42 protein-coding genes are annotated in these 24884 nt (G+C 60.6%); 10 read left to right on the top strand and 32 right to left on the bottom strand.

What is annotated here, in order from left to right; translation table 11 throughout:
* Together BEN47_RS13910 and BEN47_RS13915 are read left to right on the top strand one after the other, a co-directional pair.
* The coding region (locus BEN47_RS13910) for an efflux RND transporter periplasmic adaptor subunit (RefSeq protein ID WP_125921682.1) at window positions 1–675 on the top strand (675 nt) is incomplete at its 5' end.
* A 15-nt stretch (window positions 676–690) separates the two neighbouring features.
* Window positions 691–1290, top strand: coding sequence for a phosphatase PAP2 family protein (locus BEN47_RS13915; RefSeq protein ID WP_083322429.1), 600 nt, complete (start codon window positions 691–693; stop codon window positions 1288–1290).
* Between the two features lie 257 nt (window positions 1291–1547).
* Here BEN47_RS13915 and BEN47_RS13920 read toward each other — a convergent pair whose 3' ends face one another.
* The 12 genes from BEN47_RS13920 to BEN47_RS13970 form a co-directional block, all read right to left on the bottom strand.
* Window positions 1548–3200, bottom strand: a complete 1653-nt coding sequence (locus tag BEN47_RS13920; protein ID WP_070729004.1) for an IS1182 family transposase — start codon at window positions 3198–3200, stop codon at window positions 1548–1550.
* A 215-nt stretch (window positions 3201–3415) separates the two neighbouring features.
* Window positions 3416–4417, bottom strand: a complete 1002-nt coding sequence (locus BEN47_RS13925) for a hypothetical protein (RefSeq protein WP_070729005.1) — start codon at window positions 4415–4417, stop codon at window positions 3416–3418.
* Window positions 4418–4477: 60 nt separating this feature from the next.
* Window positions 4478–5098 carry a hypothetical protein gene (locus tag BEN47_RS13930; RefSeq protein ID WP_125921683.1) on the bottom strand — a complete coding sequence of 207 codons (621 nt, stop codon included), beginning with the start codon at window positions 5096–5098 and terminating at the stop codon, window positions 4478–4480.
* 46 nt (window positions 5099–5144) lie between these two features.
* Complete coding sequence (locus tag BEN47_RS13935) at window positions 5145–5546, bottom strand: hypothetical protein (protein ID WP_070729007.1); 402 nt, start codon at window positions 5544–5546, stop codon at window positions 5145–5147.
* Window positions 5547–5589: 43 nt separating this feature from the next.
* Complete coding sequence (locus tag BEN47_RS21500) at window positions 5590–5727, bottom strand: hypothetical protein (protein WP_158011018.1); 138 nt, start codon at window positions 5725–5727, stop codon at window positions 5590–5592.
* A gap of 155 nt (window positions 5728–5882) precedes the next feature.
* On the bottom strand, window positions 5883–6227 hold the full coding sequence (locus BEN47_RS13940; protein ID WP_070729008.1) for a L5-gp82 domain-containing phage-derived protein: 345 nt from the start codon (window positions 6225–6227) through the stop codon (window positions 5883–5885).
* 56 nt (window positions 6228–6283) lie between these two features.
* Window positions 6284–6568, bottom strand: a complete 285-nt coding sequence (locus BEN47_RS13945; RefSeq protein WP_125921685.1) for a hypothetical protein — start codon at window positions 6566–6568, stop codon at window positions 6284–6286.
* A 422-nt stretch (window positions 6569–6990) separates the two neighbouring features.
* The gene (locus BEN47_RS13950) at window positions 6991–7347 is read right to left on the bottom strand and encodes a hypothetical protein (protein ID WP_070729010.1); all 357 of its coding nucleotides are present in this window, start codon (window positions 7345–7347) and stop codon (window positions 6991–6993) included.
* A 9-nt stretch (window positions 7348–7356) separates the two neighbouring features.
* Window positions 7357–7809 (bottom strand): hypothetical protein, encoded by a 453-nt coding sequence (locus BEN47_RS13955; protein ID WP_070729011.1) that lies wholly within the window; start codon window positions 7807–7809, stop codon window positions 7357–7359.
* A gap of 40 nt (window positions 7810–7849) precedes the next feature.
* Window positions 7850–8122, bottom strand: coding sequence for a hypothetical protein (locus tag BEN47_RS13960; protein WP_070729012.1), 273 nt, complete (start codon window positions 8120–8122; stop codon window positions 7850–7852).
* Window positions 8123–8238: 116 nt separating this feature from the next.
* Window positions 8239–8745, bottom strand: a complete 507-nt coding sequence (locus tag BEN47_RS13965; RefSeq protein ID WP_139147380.1) for a DUF3846 domain-containing protein — start codon at window positions 8743–8745, stop codon at window positions 8239–8241.
* Window positions 8746–9339: 594 nt separating this feature from the next.
* Entirely contained in the window at window positions 9340–9732 is a 393-nt protein-coding gene (locus tag BEN47_RS13970; RefSeq protein ID WP_070729014.1) for a hypothetical protein, read from the bottom strand.
* A gap of 156 nt (window positions 9733–9888) precedes the next feature.
* Here BEN47_RS13970 and BEN47_RS13975 point away from each other — a divergent pair, with 156 nt between their 5' ends.
* A complete protein-coding gene (locus tag BEN47_RS13975) occupies window positions 9889–10719 on the top strand; it encodes an alpha/beta hydrolase (protein ID WP_070729015.1) in 831 nt (276 codons plus the stop codon).
* 222 nt (window positions 10720–10941) lie between these two features.
* Here BEN47_RS13975 and BEN47_RS13980 read toward each other — a convergent pair whose 3' ends face one another.
* The 5 genes from BEN47_RS13980 to BEN47_RS14000 form a co-directional block, all read right to left on the bottom strand.
* Window positions 10942–11352 (bottom strand): hypothetical protein, encoded by a 411-nt coding sequence (locus BEN47_RS13980; RefSeq protein ID WP_125921687.1) that lies wholly within the window; start codon window positions 11350–11352, stop codon window positions 10942–10944.
* Between the two features lie 74 nt (window positions 11353–11426).
* Complete coding sequence (locus BEN47_RS13985) at window positions 11427–11708, bottom strand: hypothetical protein (RefSeq protein ID WP_070729017.1); 282 nt, start codon at window positions 11706–11708, stop codon at window positions 11427–11429.
* A gap of 12 nt (window positions 11709–11720) precedes the next feature.
* Window positions 11721–12020, bottom strand: a complete 300-nt coding sequence (locus BEN47_RS21810) for a DnaJ domain-containing protein (protein ID WP_158011020.1) — start codon at window positions 12018–12020, stop codon at window positions 11721–11723.
* A gap of 170 nt (window positions 12021–12190) precedes the next feature.
* Window positions 12191–13609 carry a replicative DNA helicase gene (locus tag BEN47_RS13995; RefSeq protein ID WP_070729019.1) on the bottom strand — a complete coding sequence of 473 codons (1419 nt, stop codon included), beginning with the start codon at window positions 13607–13609 and terminating at the stop codon, window positions 12191–12193.
* Between the two features lie 2 nt (window positions 13610–13611).
* On the bottom strand, window positions 13612–14514 hold the full coding sequence (locus tag BEN47_RS14000; RefSeq protein ID WP_083322430.1) for a DUF1376 domain-containing protein: 903 nt from the start codon (window positions 14512–14514) through the stop codon (window positions 13612–13614).
* 228 nt (window positions 14515–14742) lie between these two features.
* Here BEN47_RS14000 and BEN47_RS14005 point away from each other — a divergent pair, with 228 nt between their 5' ends.
* Complete coding sequence (locus tag BEN47_RS14005) at window positions 14743–14937, top strand: hypothetical protein (RefSeq protein WP_070729021.1); 195 nt, start codon at window positions 14743–14745, stop codon at window positions 14935–14937.
* A 4-nt stretch (window positions 14938–14941) separates the two neighbouring features.
* On the opposite strand, the gene BEN47_RS14010 is transcribed toward BEN47_RS14005, so the two are convergent.
* From BEN47_RS14010 to BEN47_RS14075, 14 genes are all read right to left on the bottom strand, one after another.
* Window positions 14942–15355: a hypothetical protein gene (locus BEN47_RS14010; RefSeq protein ID WP_070729022.1), complete on the bottom strand. Its 414-nt coding sequence runs from the start codon at window positions 15353–15355 to the stop codon at window positions 14942–14944.
* A 2-nt stretch (window positions 15356–15357) separates the two neighbouring features.
* Window positions 15358–15615, bottom strand: a complete 258-nt coding sequence (locus tag BEN47_RS14015) for a hypothetical protein (protein ID WP_070729023.1) — start codon at window positions 15613–15615, stop codon at window positions 15358–15360.
* A gap of 11 nt (window positions 15616–15626) precedes the next feature.
* Window positions 15627–15824: a hypothetical protein gene (locus tag BEN47_RS14020; RefSeq protein ID WP_070729024.1), complete on the bottom strand. Its 198-nt coding sequence runs from the start codon at window positions 15822–15824 to the stop codon at window positions 15627–15629.
* 1 nt (window position 15825) lies between these two features.
* Window positions 15826–16116 (bottom strand): hypothetical protein, encoded by a 291-nt coding sequence (locus BEN47_RS14025; protein ID WP_070729025.1) that lies wholly within the window; start codon window positions 16114–16116, stop codon window positions 15826–15828.
* 4 nt (window positions 16117–16120) lie between these two features.
* Window positions 16121–16834 carry a hypothetical protein gene (locus BEN47_RS14030; protein ID WP_070729026.1) on the bottom strand — a complete coding sequence of 238 codons (714 nt, stop codon included), beginning with the start codon at window positions 16832–16834 and terminating at the stop codon, window positions 16121–16123.
* Between the two features lie 71 nt (window positions 16835–16905).
* Window positions 16906–17112 (bottom strand): hypothetical protein, encoded by a 207-nt coding sequence (locus BEN47_RS14035; RefSeq protein WP_070729027.1) that lies wholly within the window; start codon window positions 17110–17112, stop codon window positions 16906–16908.
* 31 nt (window positions 17113–17143) lie between these two features.
* Window positions 17144–17398 carry a hypothetical protein gene (locus BEN47_RS14040; RefSeq protein WP_070729028.1) on the bottom strand — a complete coding sequence of 85 codons (255 nt, stop codon included), beginning with the start codon at window positions 17396–17398 and terminating at the stop codon, window positions 17144–17146.
* A gap of 104 nt (window positions 17399–17502) precedes the next feature.
* Window positions 17503–18222, bottom strand: a complete 720-nt coding sequence (locus BEN47_RS14045; RefSeq protein ID WP_070729029.1) for a hypothetical protein — start codon at window positions 18220–18222, stop codon at window positions 17503–17505.
* A gap of 6 nt (window positions 18223–18228) precedes the next feature.
* On the bottom strand, window positions 18229–18477 hold the full coding sequence (locus BEN47_RS14050) for a hypothetical protein (protein WP_070729030.1): 249 nt from the start codon (window positions 18475–18477) through the stop codon (window positions 18229–18231).
* Window positions 18474–18746: a hypothetical protein gene (locus BEN47_RS14055; protein WP_070729031.1), complete on the bottom strand. Its 273-nt coding sequence runs from the start codon at window positions 18744–18746 to the stop codon at window positions 18474–18476. Before BEN47_RS14055 ends, BEN47_RS14050 begins: the two co-directional genes overlap by 4 nt.
* Before the next feature lies 1 nt (window position 18747).
* Complete coding sequence (locus tag BEN47_RS14060) at window positions 18748–18969, bottom strand: hypothetical protein (RefSeq protein ID WP_125921688.1); 222 nt, start codon at window positions 18967–18969, stop codon at window positions 18748–18750.
* Between the two features lie 2 nt (window positions 18970–18971).
* The gene (locus BEN47_RS14065; RefSeq protein WP_070729033.1) at window positions 18972–19211 is read right to left on the bottom strand and encodes a hypothetical protein; all 240 of its coding nucleotides are present in this window, start codon (window positions 19209–19211) and stop codon (window positions 18972–18974) included.
* A 10-nt stretch (window positions 19212–19221) separates the two neighbouring features.
* Window positions 19222–19422 (bottom strand): hypothetical protein, encoded by a 201-nt coding sequence (locus tag BEN47_RS14070; RefSeq protein WP_070729034.1) that lies wholly within the window; start codon window positions 19420–19422, stop codon window positions 19222–19224.
* 4 nt (window positions 19423–19426) lie between these two features.
* Window positions 19427–19666: a hypothetical protein gene (locus BEN47_RS14075; RefSeq protein ID WP_070729035.1), complete on the bottom strand. Its 240-nt coding sequence runs from the start codon at window positions 19664–19666 to the stop codon at window positions 19427–19429.
* Window positions 19667–19857: 191 nt separating this feature from the next.
* Here BEN47_RS14075 and BEN47_RS14080 point away from each other — a divergent pair, with 191 nt between their 5' ends.
* Window positions 19858–20442 carry a helix-turn-helix domain-containing protein gene (locus BEN47_RS14080; protein ID WP_070729036.1) on the top strand — a complete coding sequence of 195 codons (585 nt, stop codon included), beginning with the start codon at window positions 19858–19860 and terminating at the stop codon, window positions 20440–20442.
* 316 nt (window positions 20443–20758) lie between these two features.
* Here the strand turns inward: BEN47_RS14080 and BEN47_RS14085 are convergent, their stop codons facing one another.
* On the bottom strand, window positions 20759–21541 hold the full coding sequence (locus BEN47_RS14085) for an MBL fold metallo-hydrolase (protein WP_070729037.1): 783 nt from the start codon (window positions 21539–21541) through the stop codon (window positions 20759–20761).
* 300 nt (window positions 21542–21841) lie between these two features.
* On the opposite strand from BEN47_RS14085, the gene BEN47_RS14090 reads away from it, so the two are divergent.
* From BEN47_RS14090 to BEN47_RS20410, 5 genes are all read left to right on the top strand, one after another.
* Entirely contained in the window at window positions 21842–22315 is a 474-nt protein-coding gene (locus BEN47_RS14090) for a hypothetical protein (protein WP_070729038.1), read from the top strand.
* A 52-nt stretch (window positions 22316–22367) separates the two neighbouring features.
* Window positions 22368–22577: a hypothetical protein gene (locus BEN47_RS21510; RefSeq protein ID WP_125921689.1), complete on the top strand. Its 210-nt coding sequence runs from the start codon at window positions 22368–22370 to the stop codon at window positions 22575–22577.
* The gene (locus tag BEN47_RS14095) at window positions 22513–23112 is read left to right on the top strand and encodes a family 43 glycosylhydrolase (protein WP_070729039.1); all 600 of its coding nucleotides are present in this window, start codon (window positions 22513–22515) and stop codon (window positions 23110–23112) included. Before BEN47_RS21510 ends, BEN47_RS14095 begins: the two co-directional genes overlap by 65 nt.
* Before the next feature lie 125 nt (window positions 23113–23237).
* Window positions 23238–24116, top strand: coding sequence for a zinc dependent phospholipase C family protein (locus BEN47_RS14100; RefSeq protein WP_083322432.1), 879 nt, complete (start codon window positions 23238–23240; stop codon window positions 24114–24116).
* Window positions 24092–24499 carry a hypothetical protein gene (locus BEN47_RS20410; RefSeq protein ID WP_083322433.1) on the top strand — a complete coding sequence of 136 codons (408 nt, stop codon included), beginning with the start codon at window positions 24092–24094 and terminating at the stop codon, window positions 24497–24499. The genes BEN47_RS14100 and BEN47_RS20410 overlap by 25 nt, the downstream gene beginning before the upstream one ends.
* Window positions 24500–24884: the final 385 nt, after the last annotated feature.

A 24884-nucleotide genomic window follows, 5' to 3' on the forward strand; every position in this document is an offset into this window, starting at 1 on the left:
CGCGCCCGCAGCGTGGCCCAGGCCGACGCGGCCGGCTACGCCGCCGCCCGCGCCCTGGTGGCCAGCCTGCGCGACCTGGAAAACTACCTGACCCTGCGTGCGCCTTTCGACGGCATCATCAGCCAGCGCAACGCCGACGTGGGGGCCCTAGTGGGCAGTGCGGCCGGCCCGCCGCTGCTGGTAGTGGAGCAAATCCGCCGCCTGCGCCTGCGCGTGGCCGTGCCCGAAGCCGCCACCGGCAAGGACGTGGAACAAAAGGGCATTGTATTCACCGTCAAAGCCTTTCCCGGCCAGCCCTTCCCGGCCACCCTGGCCCGGCAGGCGGCCAGCCTGAGCGCGGCCACCCGTACCGAAACCTGGGAGTTCGACGTGCCCAACCCCGATGGCAAGCTCAAGCCGGGCATGTTCGCCACGGCCCGGCTCCCGCTGGCCCGCGCCCGCGACTCGTTTTACGTGCCGTTCGCGGCCATTACGACCACGCTGGAAAAGAGCTTCGTGATTCGGGTAAAAAACGGCCTCGTGGAGTGGGTGGATGCCGCCAAGGGCACCAGTTACCCCGAGCAGGTGGAAATCTTCGGGGCCGTGCAGGCCGGCGACACGCTGCTGGTCCGCGCCACCGAGGAGCTGAAGCCCGGCACGAAAGTGGTGGCCAGGGTGGCAGAGCCCACTCCTTAATTTTATAGTAGCCTGTTGACTTTTCTTACTTCTCTGCTCGACGTTGTTAGCGGCCTGGACCGCGGGTTGCTGGTGTGGGCGAATGGGACCCACACCCCTGGCTGGGACGCGGTGATGGTCTTTTTTACCGACCGCTTCGTCTGGATTCCGGCCTACGTGGTGCTGTTGGCCGCGCTCGGCTACCATTACCGGCGCCGGGCGGTGCTGCTCATTCCCCTGCTGCTGGTGAGCGTGGGGCTGGCCGACTTCGTGTCCAGCAGCCTGTTCAAGCCCTATTTTTCCCGCCTGCGGCCCTGCCACGACCCGGACTTGTCGGCCGCGCTCAACCTGGTCAACGGCTGCGGCGGGCAGTTTGGGTTCATGTCCTCGCACGCAGCCAACACCACGGCCGTGGCCGTGTTCCTGGGCCTGGTGCTGCCGCGCCGGTTCTGGCTGGCGAAGGTCGGCATCGGCCTCTGGGCCCTGCTCGTCTCCTACAGCCGGGTGTACCTGGGGGCTCATTTCCCCTCGGATGTACTGGCCGGGGCCGTGCTGGGCGGGCTGCTGGCCTGGGGTGTCGCACAGGGGTATTGGTACGTAGCAACCCGGTACTTCCCTAAAAGCAGCCGGTCCTAACCAGTACCCAAGCTAACCCATTGCGGGGTTCTTGTTCCAAAAGGGCGGTTTTACACGCTAAGCTCCTTATCAGAAAGGGTAGCCCGAAAACAGGCTAGAAAAGGGCGATTCCAAGCAATTTATAGGGTATGCGAGCTATCAAAAAGGATTTTCTTTTTGATAAGCTTCGCATACCCTATAAATAATTAACAGTAAATCAGCTAGTTAATAGCTTAACGTGTAAATTCGCCCTTCTGGATACTGTTGGCGAATTGGGTTTAAGCCATTGCTGGCGGAATCAACCGCTCGAAAGCGGCCCGACGGGTCTGGGCTAACGGCACCTCGTTTATCCAGTTAACGATACGCGATAGGTTCATCGCCGCGGCGATAAAGACGTGCTGCAAATGCGTTTTGGCCAGGCCCACGTAGCGCGAACGGCGCATGCCAAAGCCGCGAACCCCTTGCGAGAGCGTGCCTTCAATGCCTGCTCGCCGATTATAGAGCAGGGGCCAGTCGGCTTGACGGTCCCGCACGCGGGAGGCTTGCAAGGCTTGGTACTGCGCGTCGGCTCGCAACTTAATGCCCCGACGTTTCATGCGCGTACACTGCGCCCGAACGGGGCAGGGCCCGCACTGCTTGGCGGAGAACTTGATAAACACGCGGGGCTGGCCCTTTTCCATCGTATGGAACCAGGAGCGAGTCGTATGCCCTTGGGGACACGTGGCTTGCTGCGCGTCCCAATCCACGTGGAAATCCGCCGCCGCATACCCTTGCCCTGCCAGCGCCTGCCACTTCTGGTCTTTGCGAGCGGGCCCCACTAACTCCACCTGGTGAAGTTGCTGACTCTGGACCAGCAGCTCGGCGCTTACATACGCGGTGTCGACCAACTGCTGGGACGGGAGCAACGACTGGTCCGCCAATCCCTGCTGAATCTGCGGCAAGGTAATCGAATCCGCCTCCGTGCTGACGGTCGTGGCCACCTGTGTAATCAGATGCGGTTGGTCGGGTTCGCAAGTTTCACTCAAATGGACTTTATACCCCACCCACGTGGTGGTGCGTTTCCGACTAAAGCGCGCTTCTACGTCATAAGGAGAGCTGATGAGCTGCGCGGAAGGCGGTAATTCTCCCTGATTCTCCACGCGCCAGATGAGCTGACCGTCCACCAGGCGAAATTGTTGAAGCCAGACCTGGCGCAAGACGTCAATGGCTGGCAACTGCCACAGCAAGGCGGCCCGTTCATCCTGTTCGATTCGCTCCAGCAGCCACCAGCCGTCCTGCCCGACTTGTTGCGCATAGGCCAATCGCTCTGGTTTGGTGTGCGGCAGGCGATATTCCTCGGCGCGGGGACCGTACCGGGCGGCCCACTCCGGTTGCAGCTGGCGGGCCAACCAGTCGGGCAAGAGGATGGCCAAGCGGTTGAGCGCAAAGCGCATGGTTTCCGCCACGCACTCCAAGCGGTTCATATCCCGCACACGCGCCAACACATGGGTCGCGTCCGTTCGCTGTTTGCCCCCGGCTTTCAGCCACTTCTGGTCCTGGCAACAGACCAGCAGGTGGTTGAGTAGCCGTTCTTCGGCCTTGCCGGCCACCAATCGCTGGCGAAACTCAGACAAGATGCTAAAGTCAAACCCGGGGTCGGTGAGCTCCAGGCCCAGCAGGTACTTCCAGTCAATGCGACTGCGCACGGCATCGGCCGCTTGGCGGTCGGAGAGATTTTCCGCGAATTGCAGCAACGTCACCAGCGCCAACTGCCAGGGCGCCTGGGCCGCTTGTCCCCGTGGTGGAAACAGGTCGGCAAAGAGGGCGTCGTCATACAGCGTGCCCAGGGTATCGCGCAACTGCAGGTAGCAATTGCCGCGCGGGAATGCCGCCTGGGCGACCTGGTGCGTTTGGGAAGGAACAGGCGTGCTGGGTTGGGGGTGTAAGCTCATGAGCAGAAGCGGTTAAGTTGCCTCTGAAAATAGCTTTTTTACTCCAAACCCAATTCGCCAACAGTATCCTTCTGCAACAAGAACCCCTTAAAGGCCGCTTTCTGAGCCTTAGTGTGCTATATTTTCCGTTTTCTGAGAGGACCCCTAGATTGCTTTTGGGTGAAGCTACGAAACAGCCCGGCTTTCCAGGATGGAAAGCCGGGCTGTTTCGGTCGTTATGCTGCCGCCGTCACGGGCTTCCTGAGCGCGGTTACCATTTCCATTAAATCCGCTGCTCCGCTGAATAGCGCAAGGTTTATCAGCGTTGGAGTCGGGCCGTAAAGCTGCTGCATTTCCTTTAGCAGCTTGCCCGCTTTCCGGGGGCTGGCCTTCATCTGCTGGGCCACGTCCTGCACGGTGGCCGCTTGGCTGCCGATGATGAGCTGCATCCCCTCGCTGAACTGCACCGGCGCTGCCGGCACTGCCGGCGCTGCTGGTGCCGGCGTCGCGGTGGGTACTGCGGCCTCGGCCGACGTGGGCACGGCCGCTGGCTCCGGGGCAGCGGGCTGCTCCGGCTCCTGCGCGGCCGTGGTGTGGGCCTCGCTCATGGGGTGGTGCCCGTGGTGGGCCTCGGCGTTGAAATAGTGCCACTGCGTTTTGCCGTAGTTGCGCCGGTCCTTGTACAAGGCAAGCCCGCTCACGGTGTTTGGCGTGTGGCCGTTGTAAAACGTCACCGGCTGGCCGGTGGCAAAGCGCGGGGCCGGCCGCTCCTGGCGGGTGCTCACGTAAGCGAGTTGGCCCACGATGCTACCCACGGCCTCCCCGCGCCAACGCAGCTCGTCCACCGGGCCGGTCTCGGCCCGCTGCATCAGGTACTCTACCCACTGCGGCGGGTTCTTCAAGCCGATGGTGGCCGCTATCAACGAAATGGCTTGGTGGGCGTCGTCGGCAAAATAGATGCGGTCGCCCTCGCCAGGCAATATCACCTCGAAAGGGCCGCTGGTGGCCTCCTGGCTGAACGGATTTACATAATTGAAGCCCTGGTAGGTCGGCGCGGAAAGCAGCTCGTAATGGGCCGCGTCGTCGCTGTGGCGGTTGTCTACCTGGATGGCATAGAAATAGCCGGCCCAAACGATGGCGGTAACAATGCCCTGCACGGGGTAGCGGGTGCTTTTTACTTCGGCACCGATGGCAATACGGCCGGCGCGGGTTTCAATGGCGGGGAGGTTGGGTAACATGAGGTACTGATTAAGGGGTGGGGCAAAAGCGGCCGGGCTGGTCAGGCCCGGCCGGTGGGCTTAGTCCTCGAACTGGCTATTATGGAGGTCGCCTAGCGCCTCCGCCTCGGCGTTCTGGCAGTCGTCCTCCGGGTAGTCGCGCTGCTCGTCGCCGGGGTGCTCCGGGTACTCCTCGTGGTCCTGGTTGTCGTCGGTGTATTCGGGTATCCAGTCGTCCGGCCGGTTGATAGCCGGGTTGTTGCCGTTGGCCTCGTGCGCGGCGTCGAACTGGTCCGACAAGCGGCCCAACTCGTTCTCCTCCGGCACCGCTGCGGCGGCGGCGGCTGCCGGTGCCGGCGTGGGCTTGCGCGGCTCCAACTCGCGGCCGAAAAAATGGCCTAACGTAATGCCTGGGGCCTGTTTTTTGTACCAGTCCGGCATTTCGTCGGGCTGACAGATAACGCCCAAATACCCGTCCGCGTGGAAATACGCTTTCACCTCGGCCGGGCCAAAGTCATTCATATAAATATGAACGCGGGAGCCGATTTCGGGCACCGCAAAATCAGCCGACCAAATCAGGTCGATGGGCAAGCTAAGCCGGGTGGGGTAGCCTATCCACTGCGGGCAAGGGGTCACGGAATTGAGCCACTGCGAGGGGCAAATTTCGGGCTGCTTGGGGGCGGGAGCGGGGATAATCATCATGGCGGGGGGAGAAAGAGAAGGGGGAAAGCGGCTGCTGGTGCCGGCGCTAAGCGGCCTGGGCTAACTGGTGGGAGAAGACACAATGAGCGCGGGGGTGAACCTTGCGGCCGGTGCGCTTGGCGGGCTGCTCCGGCTCGGTTACCAGCCCTAGAAAACCGTCCGCGTGGCAATAGGCCAGCACCTTTACTGCGCCGGGGTGCTCGTCGCGCCGCTGCACCGTGGCCCCAATCGCGGGCACCGGCTGCTTGCCCGACCAATAGAGGCCACCGGGCAACGCCGTAAGCCGGGGCGCTGCGGTAAAGGCCGGGGTGGGGGTAAGTAACTGCTGCGCTTTATCCTCGCGAGCCTGCTCCTGGGCGGCTTTCTTGGCGGCGTGGGCGGCGCGAACGATTACCAGACGGGCGGCGGGGATGCGGCGGGCGGGGCGGGTGGTGCGGATAGCTTTCATAATCGGGGCGGTTGGGAGGAAATGAGAAGGGAGTAAGACTTGCCTAAAACCAGGGATTCAAATCCCACTCGGTCAGCTCGGCGGCGGCGGGGCTGGGGGACTGCGGCGGCTGCTCGTCGGCGGGGTCGTAACGGTCGGCGGCAACTTCTCCGGGGGCAAGTTCAAAAGCGTCGTAAAACATGGCTAAGGGGCTGGTTTTTTGTTCGTTGCTTATACTTCTTAAACGTAAAACGGCCCTACTTAGTTGCATTTTATACAATTATTATTAGTTATTTATACATAAATAATCTGCCCGCTTTGCTGCTGATTTGCCTTTTTTTCCCTACTGTCCCCTTTTCAGAATAAGAGGCCGGATTGAACCGATGCGTAGGCCTTGCCCTGGCTCAGCACCACCGCTGCGGCGTGGTGTATGGGTTCCTGGTCCTGCATCCGGAAGAAGTGGCCGGCGTGGTACGGGTCGTAGCTAATCGGCTCGGTGGCCGTGGGCTGCGTGGCTGTGGTAAAGGTGCCGATGGCGTAGGCGTGGACGTTCTTCTGCCGCTGGGCAAGGACCCGCTGCCGGCCGCTCTCGGCCACTTTGAAGCTGACGCCGCGAAGCTGCACCGTGGCAAGGTGGGCCACTACTAGCCCGCCGTACTGCACCGAAAACAGGCCGTTTTTCAGGTTGCGGTACACCTTCACTTGTTGACCTTCTAGGTCGATGGTAAGCGGGCGGGGGGCGGGCGTGGCGGGGAGGGTTAAGCGTAGGTTAGGGCGCGGCGGCTTAGCTGCTGCTGCTGGCGGGCCTCACTCACCTGGCGGCGGGCCTGGCCTACCTGGCGTATCAGCGCGTCGATGGCAGCCTGGGCACTCGCGGCTGTGGCGCTCATCGGGTCGGGACCAATGGCCGGGCCGGCAACCTTCACGCGGTAGTAAGTTACTTCCCCGCCTCGGCCGCTGCCCTTCTCGAACATCAAAACCGAAACGATAAGAGTAGAAAATGCCTCGCGGGCCTTATTGCGGAAGTTGACAAAATCGCACATAAAACGCTGTTATTCTGATTGTTTCTTATACTTATTAAACGTATTTTGACCCTTTTTTGTTGCATTTTATACAATTATTTTATGTATTTTATGTATATATAAACAGCCAAAAAAGGCCCGTCCTGGATGGGATGGGCCTTTCGGTTGGTGGGCGTGATGATGGCTGCCGGCTTTTTTTCCCTACTGCCCCTTTCTGTCTGAGTCGTCGGGGGCGGGTAGTATTGCTGTAGTAGAAGCAACCAGCAAGCGCGAATTCAGCAGTAATGCGCTACGCCGCCTCGGGAAGTAATCAGCCGGGGCTACGGGCGGGCGATTTTTTGCGTGAAGGATAGGAAGGGTTCAGTCCGTAGGACCGTAGGCGCGGCCGTAGCCCTGGATAGCCCGGCCCGAAGGGACACGCCCACGTCGGGCTACAAGTAGCTTCATGCCTTCCCGGATTTTTTATCTGACGGCTGGCCCGGTTGTTTTGGAGCTGGAGCTTTTTTTTCTGCGGGTGCGGCCGGGACTGGTTCGGATGGCGCAGGGCGGTTCATCACCTCGTCCCGAATGAGTTTTACTAACTGGTCCTCGCTCACCCTCAGCAACGCTGATAACCCCCAAAGCTCCACTAGGGTCATGGTTTCCGGCTCTTTGATGCGGCGCTGGGCCGTGCGGTAGTTAATACCCAACGCCTCAGTAAACTGCAACGTATTGGTGCCCGTCTGTTTCAGCAGCTCCGCTAGGGTGCTGGCCGTGACGGTTGAGGGCTGGGGCTGAATGGAAATGGCGTGTTCGGTCATGGGGAGGGGTTATTTTTTGCTGCGTTGGGAGAGAACGAGCATCTGCACGGCCCGGAACGTGGCGCGGGGTTCCTCGCCGGCCGTGAGCTGGGCCAGCAGCTCGGCTACCTGGTCGGGGTCGAGCGGTTCGCGGCTGGGGCCAAGGAAGGTGAAACCATCAAACAAATCCCGGTCGCCCTGGATGAAGCGCACCACAAAATAACTGTCGGCGGCGGGGTATGCGTAGCGCACCAGCAGCACCAGCGCGGCCGGGTCAACGTCGTACTCGCCGCAAATCTTGGCCGCTAGGGTGTGGGGGCACTGGTTGATGCCGGCGTGGCCGGACTGCGGTAGCTCGGTGGCAATAGCCCACCCGTGGGCCGGGTGTACGACCAGGTCGCACCGGGTGGGCTGGTGCTGGGCATCGAAAAAGTGAAACGGCCGGACCTGCTGGGTGCCGGGAATGTCAAGCGGGGTTTCCATAGAAAATGAGGTTAGGAGCAGGAAAGAAAGGGCTCGGGCGTTAGTGCGGGTAAGCAGGATGCGCGGGCGGGCCGGGCTGGGCCTCCTCGCGGGCCAGCGTGGCATCTTCCCACTGTTCGCTTTCGCGCAGGGCCAGTGCCGCCCACCGGCTCACCTGCTGCGGGTCGGTGGCAGTGCCCATCAGCTCCCCGGCCTTGTGCCGGCGCTCGGCGGCAAAGGCGGGATGATTCAGCACGTCGGCAAGCCGCGCCCTGGCGGCGCTCAGCGTCGGCCAGCCGGCAACAAGGGGGGCGGTTGGGAAGGAAAGGGCCATATCCTTACTTTGCAAAATATGCAAAACGTGTTTGCGCTTACTACAATAATACTGCGCGGGTTGTACGTATGCCAAACATCCCGGCTGGCGCTGGGCCAACCGGGATGTTGCGGGCATTACTTCATCATCTTAGACTTCATCAGCAGCACGGGGCCGGCTACCACGTCCACGGGGGAAAACTGGTCGAGCGGGTAGCTCTCGTACCAAAGGGCCGTAGCCAGCGGGTTGATGGGCCTTTCCTTGAACTTGCCTTCATCATCAAAAACCAAAATCCATTCCTGGTACGGGCCGTGCTGGGGTCGGTGAACGTCGATAAAATCACAATTCAGCGCCTCGTACATCTGGTCGAGCTTAAAGCGCTTGCCCTTGCGGGGCCGGATTTCCTGGGTGCTCCCATCAACGCCTAGCAGCATCGCCCCGCCCTCGGCCGGGAACATCGCCCGGTGCTGGCCGGCGAAGTAGTCAGCGAGTGCGCCCACGCTGGCCACCTGCTGCCCGTTCTCCAACTTGAAAGGGCCGTGCTCATAGGCATGAGTAACAAACCGCTTGCCGGTGGTCCCGCACAAGGCCACAATGCGCGGCGGCTGCTCGGGCTGCACCTGCACAAACAGACGAGGAGGCAATGCCTTCCAAGCGGGCTGGGGGCCGACTTGAATATGGCTGCTGTGTAAGCTGAACAACAACGGCGCGGCAGCCGTCAGTGTCGAGGAGGGGATTTGCGTGGCGTTTTCCATTACTAAAAAGCTATTAAAGTGTTAGTTGCTTCTTATTAGCAAACGACTTTGGCCCTTCTTTGGTTGCACTTTATACAATTATATTATGTACTAATTACTGTTACACGGGCATAAAAAAGCCCTGCCGGTGTGGGTAGGGCGGGGCTGGAATAGACAAGGGAGGGCAGTTCTTTCACGCTGCCCTCCCTCTAACTTCTACCCGTAAGTCGGCGCTGGCCTCTTTCAAGGACGCCCACCGCGTAGCTGCTGGGTTAAAGGTAGCGCCGGCACCGGCCCCACTTTTCCCCGACCGCCCATTTTGGAGTCCTCTCAGAAAACGGAAAATATAGCACGTTAAGGCTCAGGGAACGACCTTTGAAGCCGTGATTTTACGTGTTGCAGCCGACGACCAGTTACAGTATATAAAAGGGCCTTCTCGGCTTATTCAAATCACCGTTTGCCTGAACAGCGCATCTCGCAAGCGGCTGGCATTGGGGAACCCGCCTACTCGAATTTCATGGGGCGTCGTTGGCCAACCACAAGGGGCATGACATACTTAAAAGACTCGCCGTCGATAGGAGTCGAACTCGGTATTTGGTAGTGGTACTGTTTCTTGAAGAAGGTGTCATAATACACTTTCAAATGGTGGTGGCTGCTGTCGCTGCCCACATAGTAATAGACTTGGTTTTTGCCCCACACCGCCTGCAGCGCTTCTTTGGTTGTTTCAAAAGAAGCTGGCCCTGTCACCGCTTTGGCCGCTGCGTCATATGCTTGATTATGCTGAACGAACGCACTGCTGGCGCAGCCGTTCACCACCCAGAAGCAAACAAGAACCGCGAAGCCCGTCACTTTACACATTGCCATTTTTTTGAGTCCACTGTTTAAGAACTCAAACAAACACCGAAAAAATGGCATTTGGAAACGCTCGTTTACCTTGCCACCCTTTCGCTAAACTACTTTTCAACCATGCACGGGGGTGCAACCTCAACGGGCAGAAACAGTCCCTAGTCGCTCTGGGCTGAACCCGGGTGTTACGCTTTTCCTCCTTACCACATGATTCGTCTTCTACTTCTCTGCCTGACACTGCTGGCCGCCGGCCCCGCGTTCGCGCTTCGACCCGTCGCCGCCTGGTGGGCCAAACCCGACACCTTGGGCCTGAAATACCGGCAAGTGGAGATAACCACGGCCGACCAGGTCAAGCTGGTGGCTTGGCTCATTGAGCCCTCCCCCAAAGCCATTGACCGGCACACAACGGTCGTCGTCGCCGGCGGGGACGCCTACAACATGTCCAGCAACATTTACACGGCGTGGGCCCTGGCCGACGCGGGCTATCGTTCCCTGCTCTTCGACTACCGGGGCTTCGGCCACAGCCAAGCGGTGGCCCTCGACCCACAGCGGCTGTACTACGACGAATTTGCGACCGACCTGCGTGCGGCGTTGGCCGAAGCCCGGCGCGCCGCCCCCCACGACCGGGTCGGCATCTTAGGCTTGTCTATGGGGGCGATTGTGGGGTCCCAGGTGGCAGCCCGTGCCCGGCCGGATTTCCTCGTCACAGAAGGATATGCAGGCAATTTAACGGGCATCGTGGCGTACCAGAAAGCCGCCAACAACAAAACCGTGACGCTGCCCGCCGGGGCCGCGGCCTACCCCCGCGTCGCTGCCCGCGTGCGCTGCCCGTGGCTGCTCATCGCCGGCACCCAGGACAAGAATACGCCGTTGGCCGACTCCGCCGCCGCGGTCCAAACAGCCCGCCGCAAACAGCATCGCCAACTTTTGACCGTTGACTGCGGCCACTTGGGCGCGCAGGACAAACTTACCGAGAGGTTCTTCGCTGAGGGGTACGTGCGGGCCATCAGCCGCTTCCTAGCGGGAGGCACCGCCTAGCGGCTTCAGGGACCAGAATACGACCCTCCTTTCCGTGAATGGAGCGCGTTCATCGACCCACCGTTTAGGTGAACGCATGTGAATTCTTTACCTTCCGATATGAAACAGCGCCGACGGGGGCCGATGCAGGATGAATTGACGGAGGCCATGCACGGTGAATTTACCGTGGATGCTGAAACCGACCGGGTGCCGGGCGCGTTGAGGAAGGCGCGGGGGTCGTGGCTACTCATGGGCGGGGTGCGGCGTAAGCGCGTCCGTGTCCGGCTCAATTCCACGCAGGGCCATCGCATGGCCTATCACGGCTTCGATGCTGGCTGGGCTGGTGCGGCCTTCGCCCCGGCCGGTGAGCCAGAGCACCCAATCGGCCAGCACCAGCGCCCGCCCGTCGGCTTCTGCCGTGGCGTAGTCGAAGCCGTTCTGCCAGGAACGCTGGTCCCGCTCTTCGCGCTCCTGCCGGGCCTGCCGCAGCTGGTCCGTGGCGGCGTCGAGGGCGGCAAAGAGCACGCCCACGGCTTCGTTGCCGCGCCGGGCACACCAGCGCCCATCAATGCGGGAATCGAGGGCGTGGCTGATTAGCTCGAAGACTTCGGCCAATTTCTCGCCGGCCTTGTGCACATCGTGCGGCGGGGTCATAGGGTGCGGGGTGCTGCTTTCCATAGGTGCGAATATACTAAGCGTTAAGGTAATATCCTATTTTAATGCCGGGCTTATTTCAATAATTCCCGCAGCTTTTCCAGCACCTGCGGCAGCTCGGCTTCGGAGCCGACGACGACGAGCCGGAATGCGCCGGGGTGCTGCTCGGCAAAGAGGCCCCGCGCCACTTCCCAGCGCAGCGGCACGGGGGCCGGGGCAATGGGGGCCGTGTTTCGCCCGATTGGCGGGGCTGTGGCGGGCTTTGGGGTCGCGGGTGGTCCGGTGGTTGCCTGGGCGGCTTTGGGGGCCGTGGCGGGCTTCTTTCCGATGTAGGCCTGGTACTCGGCTGCTGTCATGAGAATGGCGTTTCAAATCGGGAAATGGGCCAGGGCCTGAGTTCGGGCTGCATTCAACTGCTTCATTTGCTCATCCGTGCCGCCTGCGTCAGGATGGTATTTCTTAGCAAGCCTTCGGTAGGCTGTTTTCACATCTTCCGGGCGAATCGGGTGCTGCAATTCCATCACGGCCGCCCACTGCGGCAGCGGCAATCGCTCATACAAGGGAACCCGGCCCAGCTGGTAGAGGATAGCATTGCCCAAATCGTTGGAATAGATGTCCACATTGGCCAGGAACCACGCCAGATAGCGCAGTTCTTCGGGGCTGCTCATGGTGTGTACTTCACGAGCCTTGAATTTGCCAAAGGGCAGGGGCTGCCGGCTTATCGTGGCAATAACACGCAGGCAGGCCGGGCAATGAACTTGCCAATTGTAGCCCTGCCCTGGGGTTTCAAGGGCACAAGCGGGGCAGTAAAACGGTGTTTGGTCTAACATGGCAAAGGCTAGAAAGGAGCTTTTTCAAAATCACTGGCATGAGGCATCCGGCTCAGTCCAACGGGCACCTCAAAAGGTTTATCGGCGTCCATGTCTTCGTACTTGCCGGTGGCCATGTTGGACTTGACGACGGGGTTTCCCAGGGCGCCGCTGCGGTGCTTGGCAATAATTAGCTCGGTTTGGCCGGCCGTGGAATTGCCTTCCTCGTCCTGCGTGATGCCGTAGTATTCGGCCCGAAAGGGGAATATCACAATGTCGGCGTCCTGCTCAATGCTGCCGGATTCGCGCAGGTCGGAGAGTTGGGGCTTCTTGTCGCCGCCCCGCGTTTCCACGGCCCGCGAGAGTTGGGCCAAGGCAATGACCGGCAAGTGGAGCTCCTTGGCAATGCCTTTGAGGGCCCGGCTAATGGAGCCTATTTCCTGCTCCCGGTTGCCGCCCTTTTCCCCGGTCATTAGCTGCAGGTAGTCCACGTAAATAACCTTGATGCCGTGCTCATTCTTGGCCTTGGTGGCTTTGGCCCGCAGCTCGCCAATGCTCAAGCCGGGCGTGTCATCAATGAGCAGGCGCGAGTGGCCCAAGTGGGCAGCCTGCCGCCGCAAGTCTTCGGCTTCGGCCGGGCTCATGCCCCCGCCGCGCTGCAGTTGGTTGGTGCTGCGGTCCGTGGCCGTGCCAATGGCTTTCTTGGCCAGTTCCATTGCCGACATTTCCAGTGAACAGAACAGGCCGGGGAAATCGCGGGCTTCGGCCATGTTGGCCACGGCGAGCGTGGCGCTGGTCTTGCCCATGCCGGGGCGGGCGGCAATGATGATGAGCTGACCGGGCTGCCAGCCGCCGGTTAGCTTGTCGAGCGCCAGCAGGCCCGTGGGCACGCCCGTGATGCCGCCCGGCGTTTGGGTGGCTGCCACTACCTCGTCAATGGCGGGGTGGAAGAGCTGACCCAGGGTTTGGGCGCGGCGTACCTGCCGGCTGTCCTGCACTTCGTTGAGGCTGGCTTGCGCCAAAGCCAGCACATCGCCGGCATCGGCCGTGAAGTCATAGGCCGTTTTGAGCAGCTGCGTGGCAATTTCGGCCGTGCGGCGCTTGGCGTACAAGTCAATGAGCGTGGCGCAGTGCGTGCTCAGGGCGGCGGCGTTGTGAACGTGCTGGGTAAAGGCGGCCACGTACTTGGCCCCGCCCGCCTGCTCCAGGTGCCCGGCCTGCCGCAGGTGGTTGCTGACGGTGAGAATATCCACCGCATCGCCGGTTCCTTGCAAGGCAATGATGGCGCGGAAAATGAGCCGGTGGCGCGGCAGGTAGAAGATATCGGCGTTGCCCCGCAGGTAGGCAATGCCCACGGGCACGGCGTTGGCCTCCGTCATCATGGCCCCAAGGGCGGCAATTTCCAGCTGCAAATCAGCCAGTGGCTTTTGGTTGGTAGGGGCGTTCATAGCTAGTATTTGGTCACGTTGCGGGCGGCGATGGCTTCCCGGCTGTAGCTATTGCCCGGCGCTACCTGCAGGGCCGGGTTGGGGCCAGCGTAGGAGGCGGCCGGGCTACTGGGGCCAGCGGGGCGAAGCAGGGCGTTGTTTTTGGCGTCGTTCTCAATCCAGGCTTCGATGAAGCGTGCCCATTTGGCATCCGTGGCAAAGGCCGCCCGTTTCTTGGCTTGCACCGCTTCGTCGGCCCCGCGTTGAATCTTGAGCAGGTAAAGCGCCTTATTGAGCGGCCCCATGCCCAGCTTGTCGAGCAGGGCGAAAAAGCCAGCGGCTTGAAAACACGGGGCCTCGTCGTGGGTGTATTCCGGCGCGGCCCCCGTGGGTCGTTCGGTTGGTTGGCTTTTAATCGAAGACGAAGATGCTTTGCCCGCGCTGCTAGCTTTTTCTTCTTTAGAAGAATGTGGTTGTAGTTGTGGTTGTAATTGGTTGCCCTTTTCTTCAACACCTGTTGGATTATTTTCAACAGGTGTTGGAATTGTGTTAGCGTTCTGTTGGCGTTGCGTTGCCAGTGCGGCGCGGCGCTCAGCAGAGAGGCGGCCTGCTTCGGCCTTTTTTTCACTCAATTCCTGACGCTTACCTGCCTCTTCCAGCAGCCGCGGGTTGTAGCGGTAGGAGCCACACTCCGCAAGCGGGAACATGGCCAGTATCACGCCGGAAGAGATTTTCCACTCTTCGGGGCTCATCTCCGAAAGGCGGCGCATCATGTCCTCTTCGGCGGGCAAGGTGCCCGGCTGGGCTTCTCCCCAAGCGATGGCCAGCAGGCCGATGTAAGCCCCACGCTCAGCAAGGCTCATCATTCGCACGGACTTGGAACTAAGCCAGGCAGCAGTATTAAAGGCAAACCAAAAGGGCTTCATGGCTGGGTTAAAATGATGAAAGCCCCGCCCTCCGCGTGACCGGAAGGCTAAGGGCTTTCAATGGCTTTGCCGGCCATTTAAGTTGTTGCACGGATGGTCACGCATCCGGTATCAAGAAACAGCCCCGGCAAGGGCGTTATCTGATTGCTTATTGTAAAGATAATACAGTTTCAACGCATATCAAAACGGTATCATAAGTATTTACGGCGGGCGGCGTAATTTTGCGGCATGGCCCGTCCCGTTACCTCGTCCGAAGCGCAGAGCAAGCGCACTGCATCCGTCACATTCGCCACCTTAGCCGAGAAGCAGGCCGCACAAGCCCACGCGGCCCGTAAAGGCCAGTCCCTGGCGGGGTTGCTCAAGCTGCTGCTGGCTGCCGACGTAGCCGCCACGCCCGGCCCTGCTGCGGCACCGGGCGCGTAGGGGCTCAAGCGGCCTTCACGCGTTTCGTGTAGGGCTTGCGGGCTTTCTTTTCGGCGGTATAGGGCCAATGCGGCGAGCCCTCCCGCGCGGGCAATGCCGGGTCACGCTTCGGATGCAGTGGGCGGCCTGGGTAGTCGCGGTGGTAGCAGGCCGTTACCCGCTCCATCTTGGCTTTGGCGGCGACACTTTCCGGCGTATCGGCCAGCTGCATCATGTAGTCTATTTCCAGGTCGTAAATCCGGTATTCGTAGGCTTCAGCTTTCACGCGTATCTTCAGCGTTAGAGGCTCCGGGTCGGGGATAATCTCTACTTCAGTCAACATGCCGACCGAGCAAGCGGGCGGCTGCTCCAGAATGGCCAGCTCGGCGCGGCGCTTGTTGCCCGGCACGACGTAGTAAAAGGAGAGGGGCGGCTTCATGGCTAGTCGAGAGCCAAATACACTTCACCAGCTTCTATCCTAATCATGCCCTCCTTTTCCTCTTCTTGTAAGTCTGCATCTTCTCCCTGCCATTCTCCGTCACTGAAGAATTGAGCGCAAGTGGTGATTTCAAGGCTTACATCGTGGAAAATATTATTTTCCGTGCTCGCCTCAATTGGGCGGGCTAATTGCTCAGGGGTGAGGGTTTGCAGGCCAGCCAATAAGTCGGCCCAAGTGTTGTGGAATGAGATATTTGGCATTGTAGTAGGGCTTAAATGGTGGTGCTGTAAGGGGTGCCGTTCGTGCCGGCGAAGCGGCTGGGCTGGCTCACCTGCTGCTGCAGCGGGCGCAGCGGCTCAGCTTCGGCGGTGATAAAGGCGTTGTGGGCGGCGATTTGCGCGGCGCTCAGGCGGCCTGCCAATGGGATGCGGGCCACGGCGGGCGGGCAAGGGGCGCGGTGCTGAACCATGCTAGAGGGAGCCGGTGCGGGCCACGAAATCGAGCAGGAAGGCTTCGGCCGTGGCCAGCAGGGCGGCGGGGCTTTCCACGAGGAAGGCCAGGGTCTTGGCCCCGCCACCGGGCCGCTCGTGGGCCGTGGCCGTGTAGGTGGAGCCGTAGCGGTTCACGTCCTGCTGCACGCTCACGTCGGCAAAGCCCGCGTGCTGGGCTATGGGCAGTAGCCGGGCGCGCAGGTCGCTCAGGCTGGGCGCGGGCGGCATCACCAGGGCGGTGACGGCGTAAGAAGCGGGGGCGTGGCTCATGGGGCTAGGCGGGAATGAAGTGGCCGGCATCGTTGAGTTTGTAAGGGATGTTGGGCAGCAGCACGTTGCCGGTGGCGTCGGTGTCTTCGCCGATGTTGCCGAGTGCAAAGAGGTAACGCTTGCCATTCCATCGCTTGATTAGAATCGCTCCAGCGTCACCAGCCGTAGCCGTGCCAGCGTAACCAGCCGTAGCCGTGCCACGCGAACCAGCCGTAGCCGTGCCAGCGTCACCAGCCGTAGCCGTGCCACGCGAACCAGCCGTAGCCGTGCCATCGTAACCAGCCGTAGCCGTGCCAGCGTAACCAGCCGTAGCCGTGCCAGCGTCACCAGCCGTAGCCGTGCCGCCAATGATTGCTCCGGCGCATCCGTTGGCTTTCAAGTACTCGGTCACCGTCAGGCGGTCACCGCTGCACACCACTTCCCCAGCGGGGAACTTCACTTTGCCGTTCAGCTCCACGTAGGCAGGCACCAGCACGGCCAGCCACAAGGCATCGGGGGTGGTAAACAGGGTGCCGTCTGCCACCGAGTGGTCACCTTCGCCGCGCAGCCAGCCGTGCAGGCCGTTGCCGCATTCGGCGGTTGCCTTCCAATCCGGGCAGGTGACGGGGCCGGCAGTGGGCCAGCGGAAGTTATTGCGGCTGGTGCCGTCGGGCTGGCAGATGCGCAGCACCAGGACGGGCGCGGCGGGGGTAATGAGTGGGGAAGCGTTCTTTTTCATGCCTATCTTGTGGGGGAAGTGGTTGAAGTGGCCCGGTTCCTGTTCGCGCAGGGCCGGGCTTTTTTGGTGGGTTAGAAGCGGAAAGCAGCGTTCACGGAATCGCTATCGGCCTGCGAGGCCAGCACGGGCGGGGTGTCCCAGTTGGCGGCGGGCGCGGCGGGCGGCACCACGGCGGCCGTTTCGGGGCGGGCGCAGGAAGCGGCCAGCAGCGAGAGGGCAGCCAGCAGGGAGGTGCGGCCGGTGGTTTTGGCGCGGAAATAGGGGGCTTTGGCTTTCATAAGCAGGAAGGGGAAAGAGGTGAGGCAGGGATTAAGCGGGCTGGGAGTAGGACAGCGGGGCCCCGTCGCCCACGAGGCGGGCACTGGCTTTGGCCGTGGCGCGTTCGGCCCGCAGGTAGGCGGCCTCGTCGGTCAGGTCCATGCCGTTGGCCAGCTTGGCGTACACCGTGATGGCCGTCAGGCTCGTTTCCCAGCAGGGGGCGACGCAACTGGCCTTGGCGGTGCGGAGCCAACGGAGTTCGCCGGGATTGATTCTGATGGTGTCGGGGGTAGCGTTGCGGGTCATGACGTTTCGTATGAATGTGTTATTGATACGACAAATGTATCATATAGGTTTGACATAATCAAATGATATTTCACACAAATACGACACAAGGGACAAAAAAATAGCTAAGCCGCTAATACCGTGTTATTAAACTTGTTCCGCCATACCTGCCGCAGCGTTTCGAGTAGTTGGTCTTGATTGCGGATAAAGCCCATGCTGATAGAAAAGGCCGTATTTTCTTCCAGCGCGGCCAGCTCCTTTAGCTGGGCGCTGGTGCCGGTTTGTCGGATGCCGGTTTCGTGGCGGCCAAATACGAGCAGATTCAAGGCCTTGGCCACGGCGGCGTAATCCACGCGGGGGAAAGCGGCCATTGCCCCGCTCAGGCCCCGGTACATGTTGCCGGCCTCAATCCGGTTCAACAGCAGCGAGTCGGTGAGCCATGTGACGGTTTTGGCGTAGAGCATCGGGTTCATCTCCATCGCAATCAGTACCCAGATATACGGGTCGCACCAAGTGGTTTTGTTTTCAGCCCGGCCGTTGGTCTTGTAGACGGCCAGTGCCTTCAACACCTTGATAACCCCGTCTTTTTCCACCATTTCCATAAAACTAGAAAAGTCTACTTTTATGAAATCCCGCTCCGAAAGCAGGTAATAGATGCGTTCGGCGTTGGCCTTGGCGTTGAGGACTTCTGTCAGGTTGCGCTCACTCCAGCCGTATTGCAGTCGGGCCACGGCGTAGGCCCCCTGCAGGTCGGTCAGGTTCAGGTGGCCGGTTTTCGACTGCTGGCGAATCTTGATGCCGAACAAGGCCCGGTCGGGGCTCAGCATGACGAGGTTGGTTTTCATGGGGGCTTAGTTCTTTTGCCCGTCTGGGCAGTGGGCAAATTTGAGGCGGTCGTATTGTACCGTTCGCAATACATTCTGATTAATGGCCTGCGTCATGCAGTACGAAAGGTCAAGCATGGGCTTGCCGGCCTTCATGGTGGCCTCGGGATTGGGTTGGGCTACATAGGTGATGCCCTTGTATTTACACCACTCCATGATGCAGTAGCCGGGTAGGCGGAAGAGCCATTTATAAGCGTTGGCTTTGGTTGTGCTCATGACTTTTTCGGCCCTATGGTGACGTGGCTGCGCTGTTCCGATTCGGGCGTGTGGACGGCGCAAACGATGCAGTGAGAGCCTTCTATGATGAAGTGCGGCCGGCGGCACTTCACGCACGGCACCGAGTTCTTTGCACACCACTTGGCGAGGTCAGCCGACTGCTTGTCGGCGTCGGCTTGCTGACGCTTGGTGAGCCTACGGGGCTTGAAACTGTCATATTTGGCGATGCTCAGGTGAAAACCGGGGCCGTTATATTGGTCGGTGCTCATGCTATTTGGCGTGATAAAGCACCGTGTTCGGGGCCATAACAAGGGTAGCTGCGCTGGCATCGGTTTCGACTTCCAGCATGGGCAGGCGCGGGCCGGGGCCTTTGCTCAAGTAGGGCGTAATGCGTAGCGCCTTATAGTTCTTGCCCTGCCCAGAAGAAACGCGGAAGGAGCCACCCACCACAAGGGCGGAAGCAGTAAAGGGAGGAAGCGTTAGGAGTTTCATGGCTAGCTGGCAGCGTAATCGTTTATTTGGTTTCGGTGGTCGTGAATCAAAATCATGTTCAGCCAGTAGTAGTCGGTGTGTGTCACCACCCAAACCCCGGGCTTCAAGACTGAATTATGGGTACAGCGTTGGGGCCACACGTAGCAATAGAAGCTCTTCCACGGCCGGAAATAGAAGCGCAAGCCCAGTTTATTCCAGCGCGGCAGGGAGAAATCGAAGTAGCGTTTGATGAATCGTTTCATGATGTTGGGATTAGGCGTTTGCGGCGCATTCACGCCAGCCAGCAGACAAGCGTTTCCATTCTTTGGCTTCGGCTTGGCAGTAGGTCACTAGTTCGGGGTGGCCGGCTACGGCAGCATCGGCAGCAGCTTGCCATTCAGCCGCTTTGGCTTCAGCTATTTGCGCATCGCGTAGGTAGGCGGCAGCGCTAAAGTCGGTGCGTGCTTGGCTCATGCCCCTACGCGGTTTGCAACTGCGGCACCGTCAGCACCAGCCCGTCGGGCATCGGGGCTTTGCCGGCCAGGATGCGCAGCGTGGGCAGGGCATCCCAGTAGGTGTAGCGCCCGGCCACGGCGTTGCGCAGCAGCTCGGCATCGAGCGTGGCGTCAATACGCACGGCTACTTCGGCGTAGCGCGACATGAGCAGCGGGCGCAACTCCGCTACTTCCTTTTTGAAAAGGGCGGACTTTGCCGACATCGCCGGCCATGTTTTTTCTTGATTTCCGTCATTTTGGTGTGAAGTATCAAACGTGTATGTATATTTGCCAACCAAACCACCAACGCAACGCGCTATGGTTTAGTACCAATACGACAAATTTAGCGGATTCGTTTGATATATCAAACCTATTTGCAACTTTATTCCCGCTTCTTTCACCAACCAATCACCCCATGAACCCGACCCCAACCCCGAAGCATCCGGGCATTGCGGCCCGCCTGGAGGCATTCATTGCCGAAAAAGCGGACAACCCCCGGCAGTTCGCCTTATCGGCGGGCCTGACGCCGCAAGTCATTTCGCACCTGCTGCAGGGCAAGGCCGTGCCCAGCGGCGACACGCTCACGGCCTTGGTCACCAAGTGGCCCGGCCTGAACACCACTTGGCTACTGACGGGCAAAGGCGCTATGTACTTGGGCGATTCTGCCGCCCAGCTCCCGCCCGCCCTGCCTGACCCCATCCGCGAAGGCTTCCCCCCGGTGCCCGGCACGGCCACGCCGCAGCAGGCCGATTTCGTGGGCCGCTACCTCACGCAATTAGAAGCGGAGAACGCCCGGCTCGCCGGCATGGTCGAATGGCTGCAGCACCAGAACGAGGTGCTGCTGGGAAAGTCGCCAGCTAGCGCCGATGCAGCCGTCTACACGATGCCCCTGCCCCCTGTTTCGCAAATCGGTTTCCAGATTGCCGCCCGCGCCGAACCGTGCGTGGTGCGCCAGATGTGGGAAGCCGAACACGCGGAGCCGCTGCGGATGGTATCGTAAGGCGCTGCGCTAGTTGAACGCCCGCCCGCTGCGGCGCGTGTTCCGGTGACGAATCCGGTTACACACGCCACGGCAACGGCGGCAAGCTGCTAAGTAGTACGTAGTTACGGGGGTAGTTCGCAATCCCTCGCTCTCTACACAAAAGCCCCGTTTCCATGATGGAAATGGGGCTTTTATTTTTTCAGTAAGACAATTTATTTTGCCTGTGGTAAGCTGCAGGAGCAGTTGCTGGGAAGGCTGCGACTACGGGACCGGCAGGTACGTCAGCGCCCGAGTGGCGGCTGCCAATCCTGCTTCTGCAAACTACTTCAATGCTTTACTGGGCCACTGGATACCAGTTGCGCAGCCGAACGTCAATTTTCTTGTTGGCCATGTTCACTGTTTTCTTGAAGCTGCCTACGTCGCTCAGGCCGTTCTGGCCGCGGTAGTGGTAGGGGTACACAATGCGCGGCTTGAAGGCCAATACGCCCTGCGCGGCCTGGTTCGCGTCCATGGTGTAGGGCAGGTTCATGCACACGAAAGCCACGTCAATGCCCTTCAGGGCGCGCATTTCGGCAATGTCTTCGGTGTCGCCGGACAGGTACACGTTTTTGCCGCCCAGGTTCAGCACGTAGCCATTGCCCCGGCCTTTGGTGTGCGGCGCGTCGGCTGCTTCGGGCAGGTTGTACATGGGTATGGCCGACACGCTCATGCCCAGGGTGTCGAGCCGCTGGCCGTTGCGCAGGATGCGGACCTGCGCTCGGTACTCGGCGGGAAGCTTATCGGCCACGGCCTGGGGCACCACCATCAGGGCCTTGCCCACGGCGAGGGCCGCCAGCGTTTTGGGGTCCAGGTGGTCGCCGTGGATGTCGGTGATGAGGATAACGTCAGGCGCGGCCAGCCCGGCATAGGCCGCGGCCCCGCCGTAGGGGTCCACGTAAATGGTCTTGCCGTTCCAGGTAAATACCACGCTGCCGTGCGTGATGGGCTGCACCGTGAGGGGGCCTTTTTTGGTGGCAATCTGGTCGGCGGCGGCGCGCGGCGCGGCGGCGGGTGGGGTTTGGGCCTGGGCCGTAACTGCAAAAGCGGCCAGCGCGGCCGTGAGGAGGAAGGATTTCATCGGTTTTGTGCCTGTTGGGCAAGAAGTACAATCGGATGGTTGCCGTGGCTGGGTCCTAATTACGAAAAGTCGCTACCGAAAACCGGGACCATAACATAGCCGCCCCGCACAAGTTCAGGCCCGCCAAAAGCCTGACCCGGACAAGCACCGCTTCGCGCCACTGCCCGGCGGGTCTTCCTGCCATCACCTGATTTATACCGATAGGTTTTTGCTTTCAGAACAGTACAACCGCTGCTACTGCTTTGGCCCCGGTGCCGGCCGCGCCAGTACCTTTGGCCCACTCTATTTTGTAGCTTCCCCATGAGCGAGACCGATGCGCCCGTCCCCAGCACCTTCGACAAAGCCCGAGCGGGGCTATGGGCCAGCCTGCAAAAACACCTGACCACGGTGTATGCCGTGGAGGCAGCCTTCGCGCAAGCCGTGGCCTTTGCGGAGGCTTTCCCTTTTGCGGCTTCTTCTGCTAGTGCCGACCAGCTTTATGGCTACGAGGAGCGGCGGCGGGAATTGCGCGACTTGTTTACCGATGAAACGGCGCAGCTCGAAACCCTAACCAAGGCCATTCGGGTGAAGGGGTACGCAGAAGCCGAAAAAAAGCAGCTGTACCTGCTGCTGCTCGGCTACATGGACATTGCCGCGTCGGTGTTTGCGCGCCTGCACACCCAGGTGCCGGCCTCGCTGCCCAAAGATGAGGAACTGGACGAGACCACGGCCCGCTTTGGCCGGGTGCAGAAATTTGCCCGGCTGAACATAAAGGGCATTGCCGGAATACTATAGGAGCTTATCTGAAAGGGCTGCGGTTGGCTCCCCTAAGTTGCGAAGTGCATTTGTGGGAGAGGACAGGGTGGCCATTGGTGGCGGGGCCATTGCGGCCACCGTGGGCCACCAGTTGCACGTGGCCACCAGCAAAAAGCCCGAAGGCCCCTACACCGAGGTAGCACTGCTCGATGTGCCCGCCAGCAAGTTTACCATCGATGCCCACCCGTACTTGGGACACCGACGGCCAGTGGTACCTGCTCCACGCCCGCGACTTTATTGACACCGACAATGGCTACCGCCTTGGCACCGGCCTGGTGATTGAACGCCTGCTCGGCATGACCCGCCTGGCCGGCGAAAGCCGCACCGTGATGCGCGCCCACCACGACTGGATGTTGTTCGATAAAAACCGCACCATGGCGCTTTATGGCAACCAAACCTTTGCCGAGTGGCACACCCTGGAGGGCCCGTTTATCCGGAAGCACGCCGGCAGGTACCACTGTCTCTACAGCGGCGCCAATTTCCTCACGCCCCGTTACGGCGTGGGCCATTGTGTGGCCGATGCCATCATGGGGCCCTACTCGGACGCCGGTGCTCAGAAAGGCCCGCGGGTGCTGGCCGCAGTGGCCGGGCCCGTGCGCGGCCCCGGCCATCATTCGCACGTGCTGAGCCCCAATGGCAAGACTGAATACCTGGTGTACCACGCCTGGAACCCGGCCATGACCGAGCGGCGGCTCTGCATCGACAAGCTGGCCTGGACGGCGCAGGGGCCGCGCTGCGTGGGCCCCACCTACACGCCCCAGCCCATGCCCGCGTAGGAGTGGGCGGCGGTAGCCGGCTGGGTAGGCAGCGAAGATTACTGATTGAGACACTGCAAAAGACGGGCGACAACAGTGGAGCCCGGTTTGCCGTTGCAGAGCCTATACGTAGTGCTTATTTTCTCATGTTCCGTTTCGTTCCCGTACTGCTCGCCGCGCTTCTGGCCTTTGCCGCCCGCCCGGCAGCGGCGTATTCTGTGCTCACCCACCAAGCCAACATCGACTCGACGTGGGAGCGGAGCCTGGTGCCCGCCCTGCAGCGCCGCTACCCCGGCGGTACCGACGAGGAAATAGCCGCTGCCAAAGCCTACGCCTACGGCGGCGCCATTATTCAGGACATGGGATATTATCCCTTTGGCAACGTGCTGTTTACCAACCTGACGCATTACGTGCGCTCCGGCGATTTTGTGCGCAACCTGATTGACCAGTCCCACAACCGCAACGACTACGCCTTTGCCCTGGGGGCGCTGGGGCACTACGCCGCCGACGTGAGCGGGCACGCCGAAGGCACCAACCGCGCCATGGCCAGTGTATACCCCGAGCTGGCCGAAGAATTCGGCTCTACCATTACCTACAACCAGGCGCCCAAGCAGCACACCCAGCTCGAGTTTGCCTTCGACGTGGTGCAGCTCGCCAGCGGCAAGTACCACACCCAGGAATACCACAAGAACTTCGGGTTTAAAGTAAGTAAGTCGGCGCTGGAACGGGCCTTTTTGCAAACCTACGGGCTGGAACTGGGGCAGGTAATTGCCAACGTGGACCTGACCATTGCCAGCTTCCGCTTCTCGGTGAGCGAACTGATTCCCACCGCCGCCCGGGCCGCCTGGCACTACAAGCGCAAGGACATTCTGGAGCTGAGCCCCGGCGCCCGGCGCCGCGACTACCTCAAGCGCACGAGCCAGCGCCAGTTCAAAAAGGAATACGGCGATGAGTACAAACGGCCCGGCACGGCGCCCGCATTATTTCTTATTTTATTCGGGTGCTGCCCAAAATCGGACCGCTGAAGCCCTTCGCTTTCAAGCTGCCCACGCCCGAGGCTCAGAAATTGTTTCGGGCCAGCTTCCAGAAGGTATTGGTGAACTACCGGGCTCACGTGGCCCGGATGCCGGCCGATAGCGCCGCCACCACACCCGCCCTGGCCAATACCGACTTCGACACCGGCCACCCCACGCACGCCGGCGAATACCCCCTGGCCGATGAGACCTATGGCGAGTGGGTGCGCAAGCTGGCAGCCAAGAAGTTTGAAAACCTGGACCCCGTAGCCCGCCAGAATATCCTGGCATTCTACGGCAACTCCCCTAAAACGCCCAAGTCGAAGGAAGAGCAGGAAGACGGCAAGCAGCGCCAAACCAAAGAAGCCCTGGCCGAGCTCAAAGCCCTGCAGTAATCCTCCTCCGTATGCTTGGCGGCTTGCTGTAAAAGCATAACCAGCCGTGGTTTGGTAAGGAAGACGAATTGGGCTATCTTGCGTAGCGCTCATCAGGAAATGCTGGCAGCCAGGCAGGTACACGCTTCTGGAAGGCTGTTTCGGTTAATGCCTGCGTTTGATTTTCATTCCATGAACAGGTAGCCGCGTCGTTTTCGGCATTGTGCTGCTGGTTTTATTGCGGGCACATTTGCTGTAATCCTTCTCTTTCTTCCCTCACTCTTCCCCCATTTTCATGTCAAAAATTTGGCGGTGGTCTAATTTAAGGTGAGATTGTAATTGTCAATGACAATTTTAATGCGGGCGTTATGCATGGGCAAGGATTTGCTAAAGGAGCAGGATTTTC

The organism is Hymenobacter lapidarius, from assembly GCF_001816145.1.
In the GTDB taxonomy this organism is placed as follows: domain Bacteria; phylum Bacteroidota; class Bacteroidia; order Cytophagales; family Hymenobacteraceae; genus Hymenobacter; species Hymenobacter lapidarius.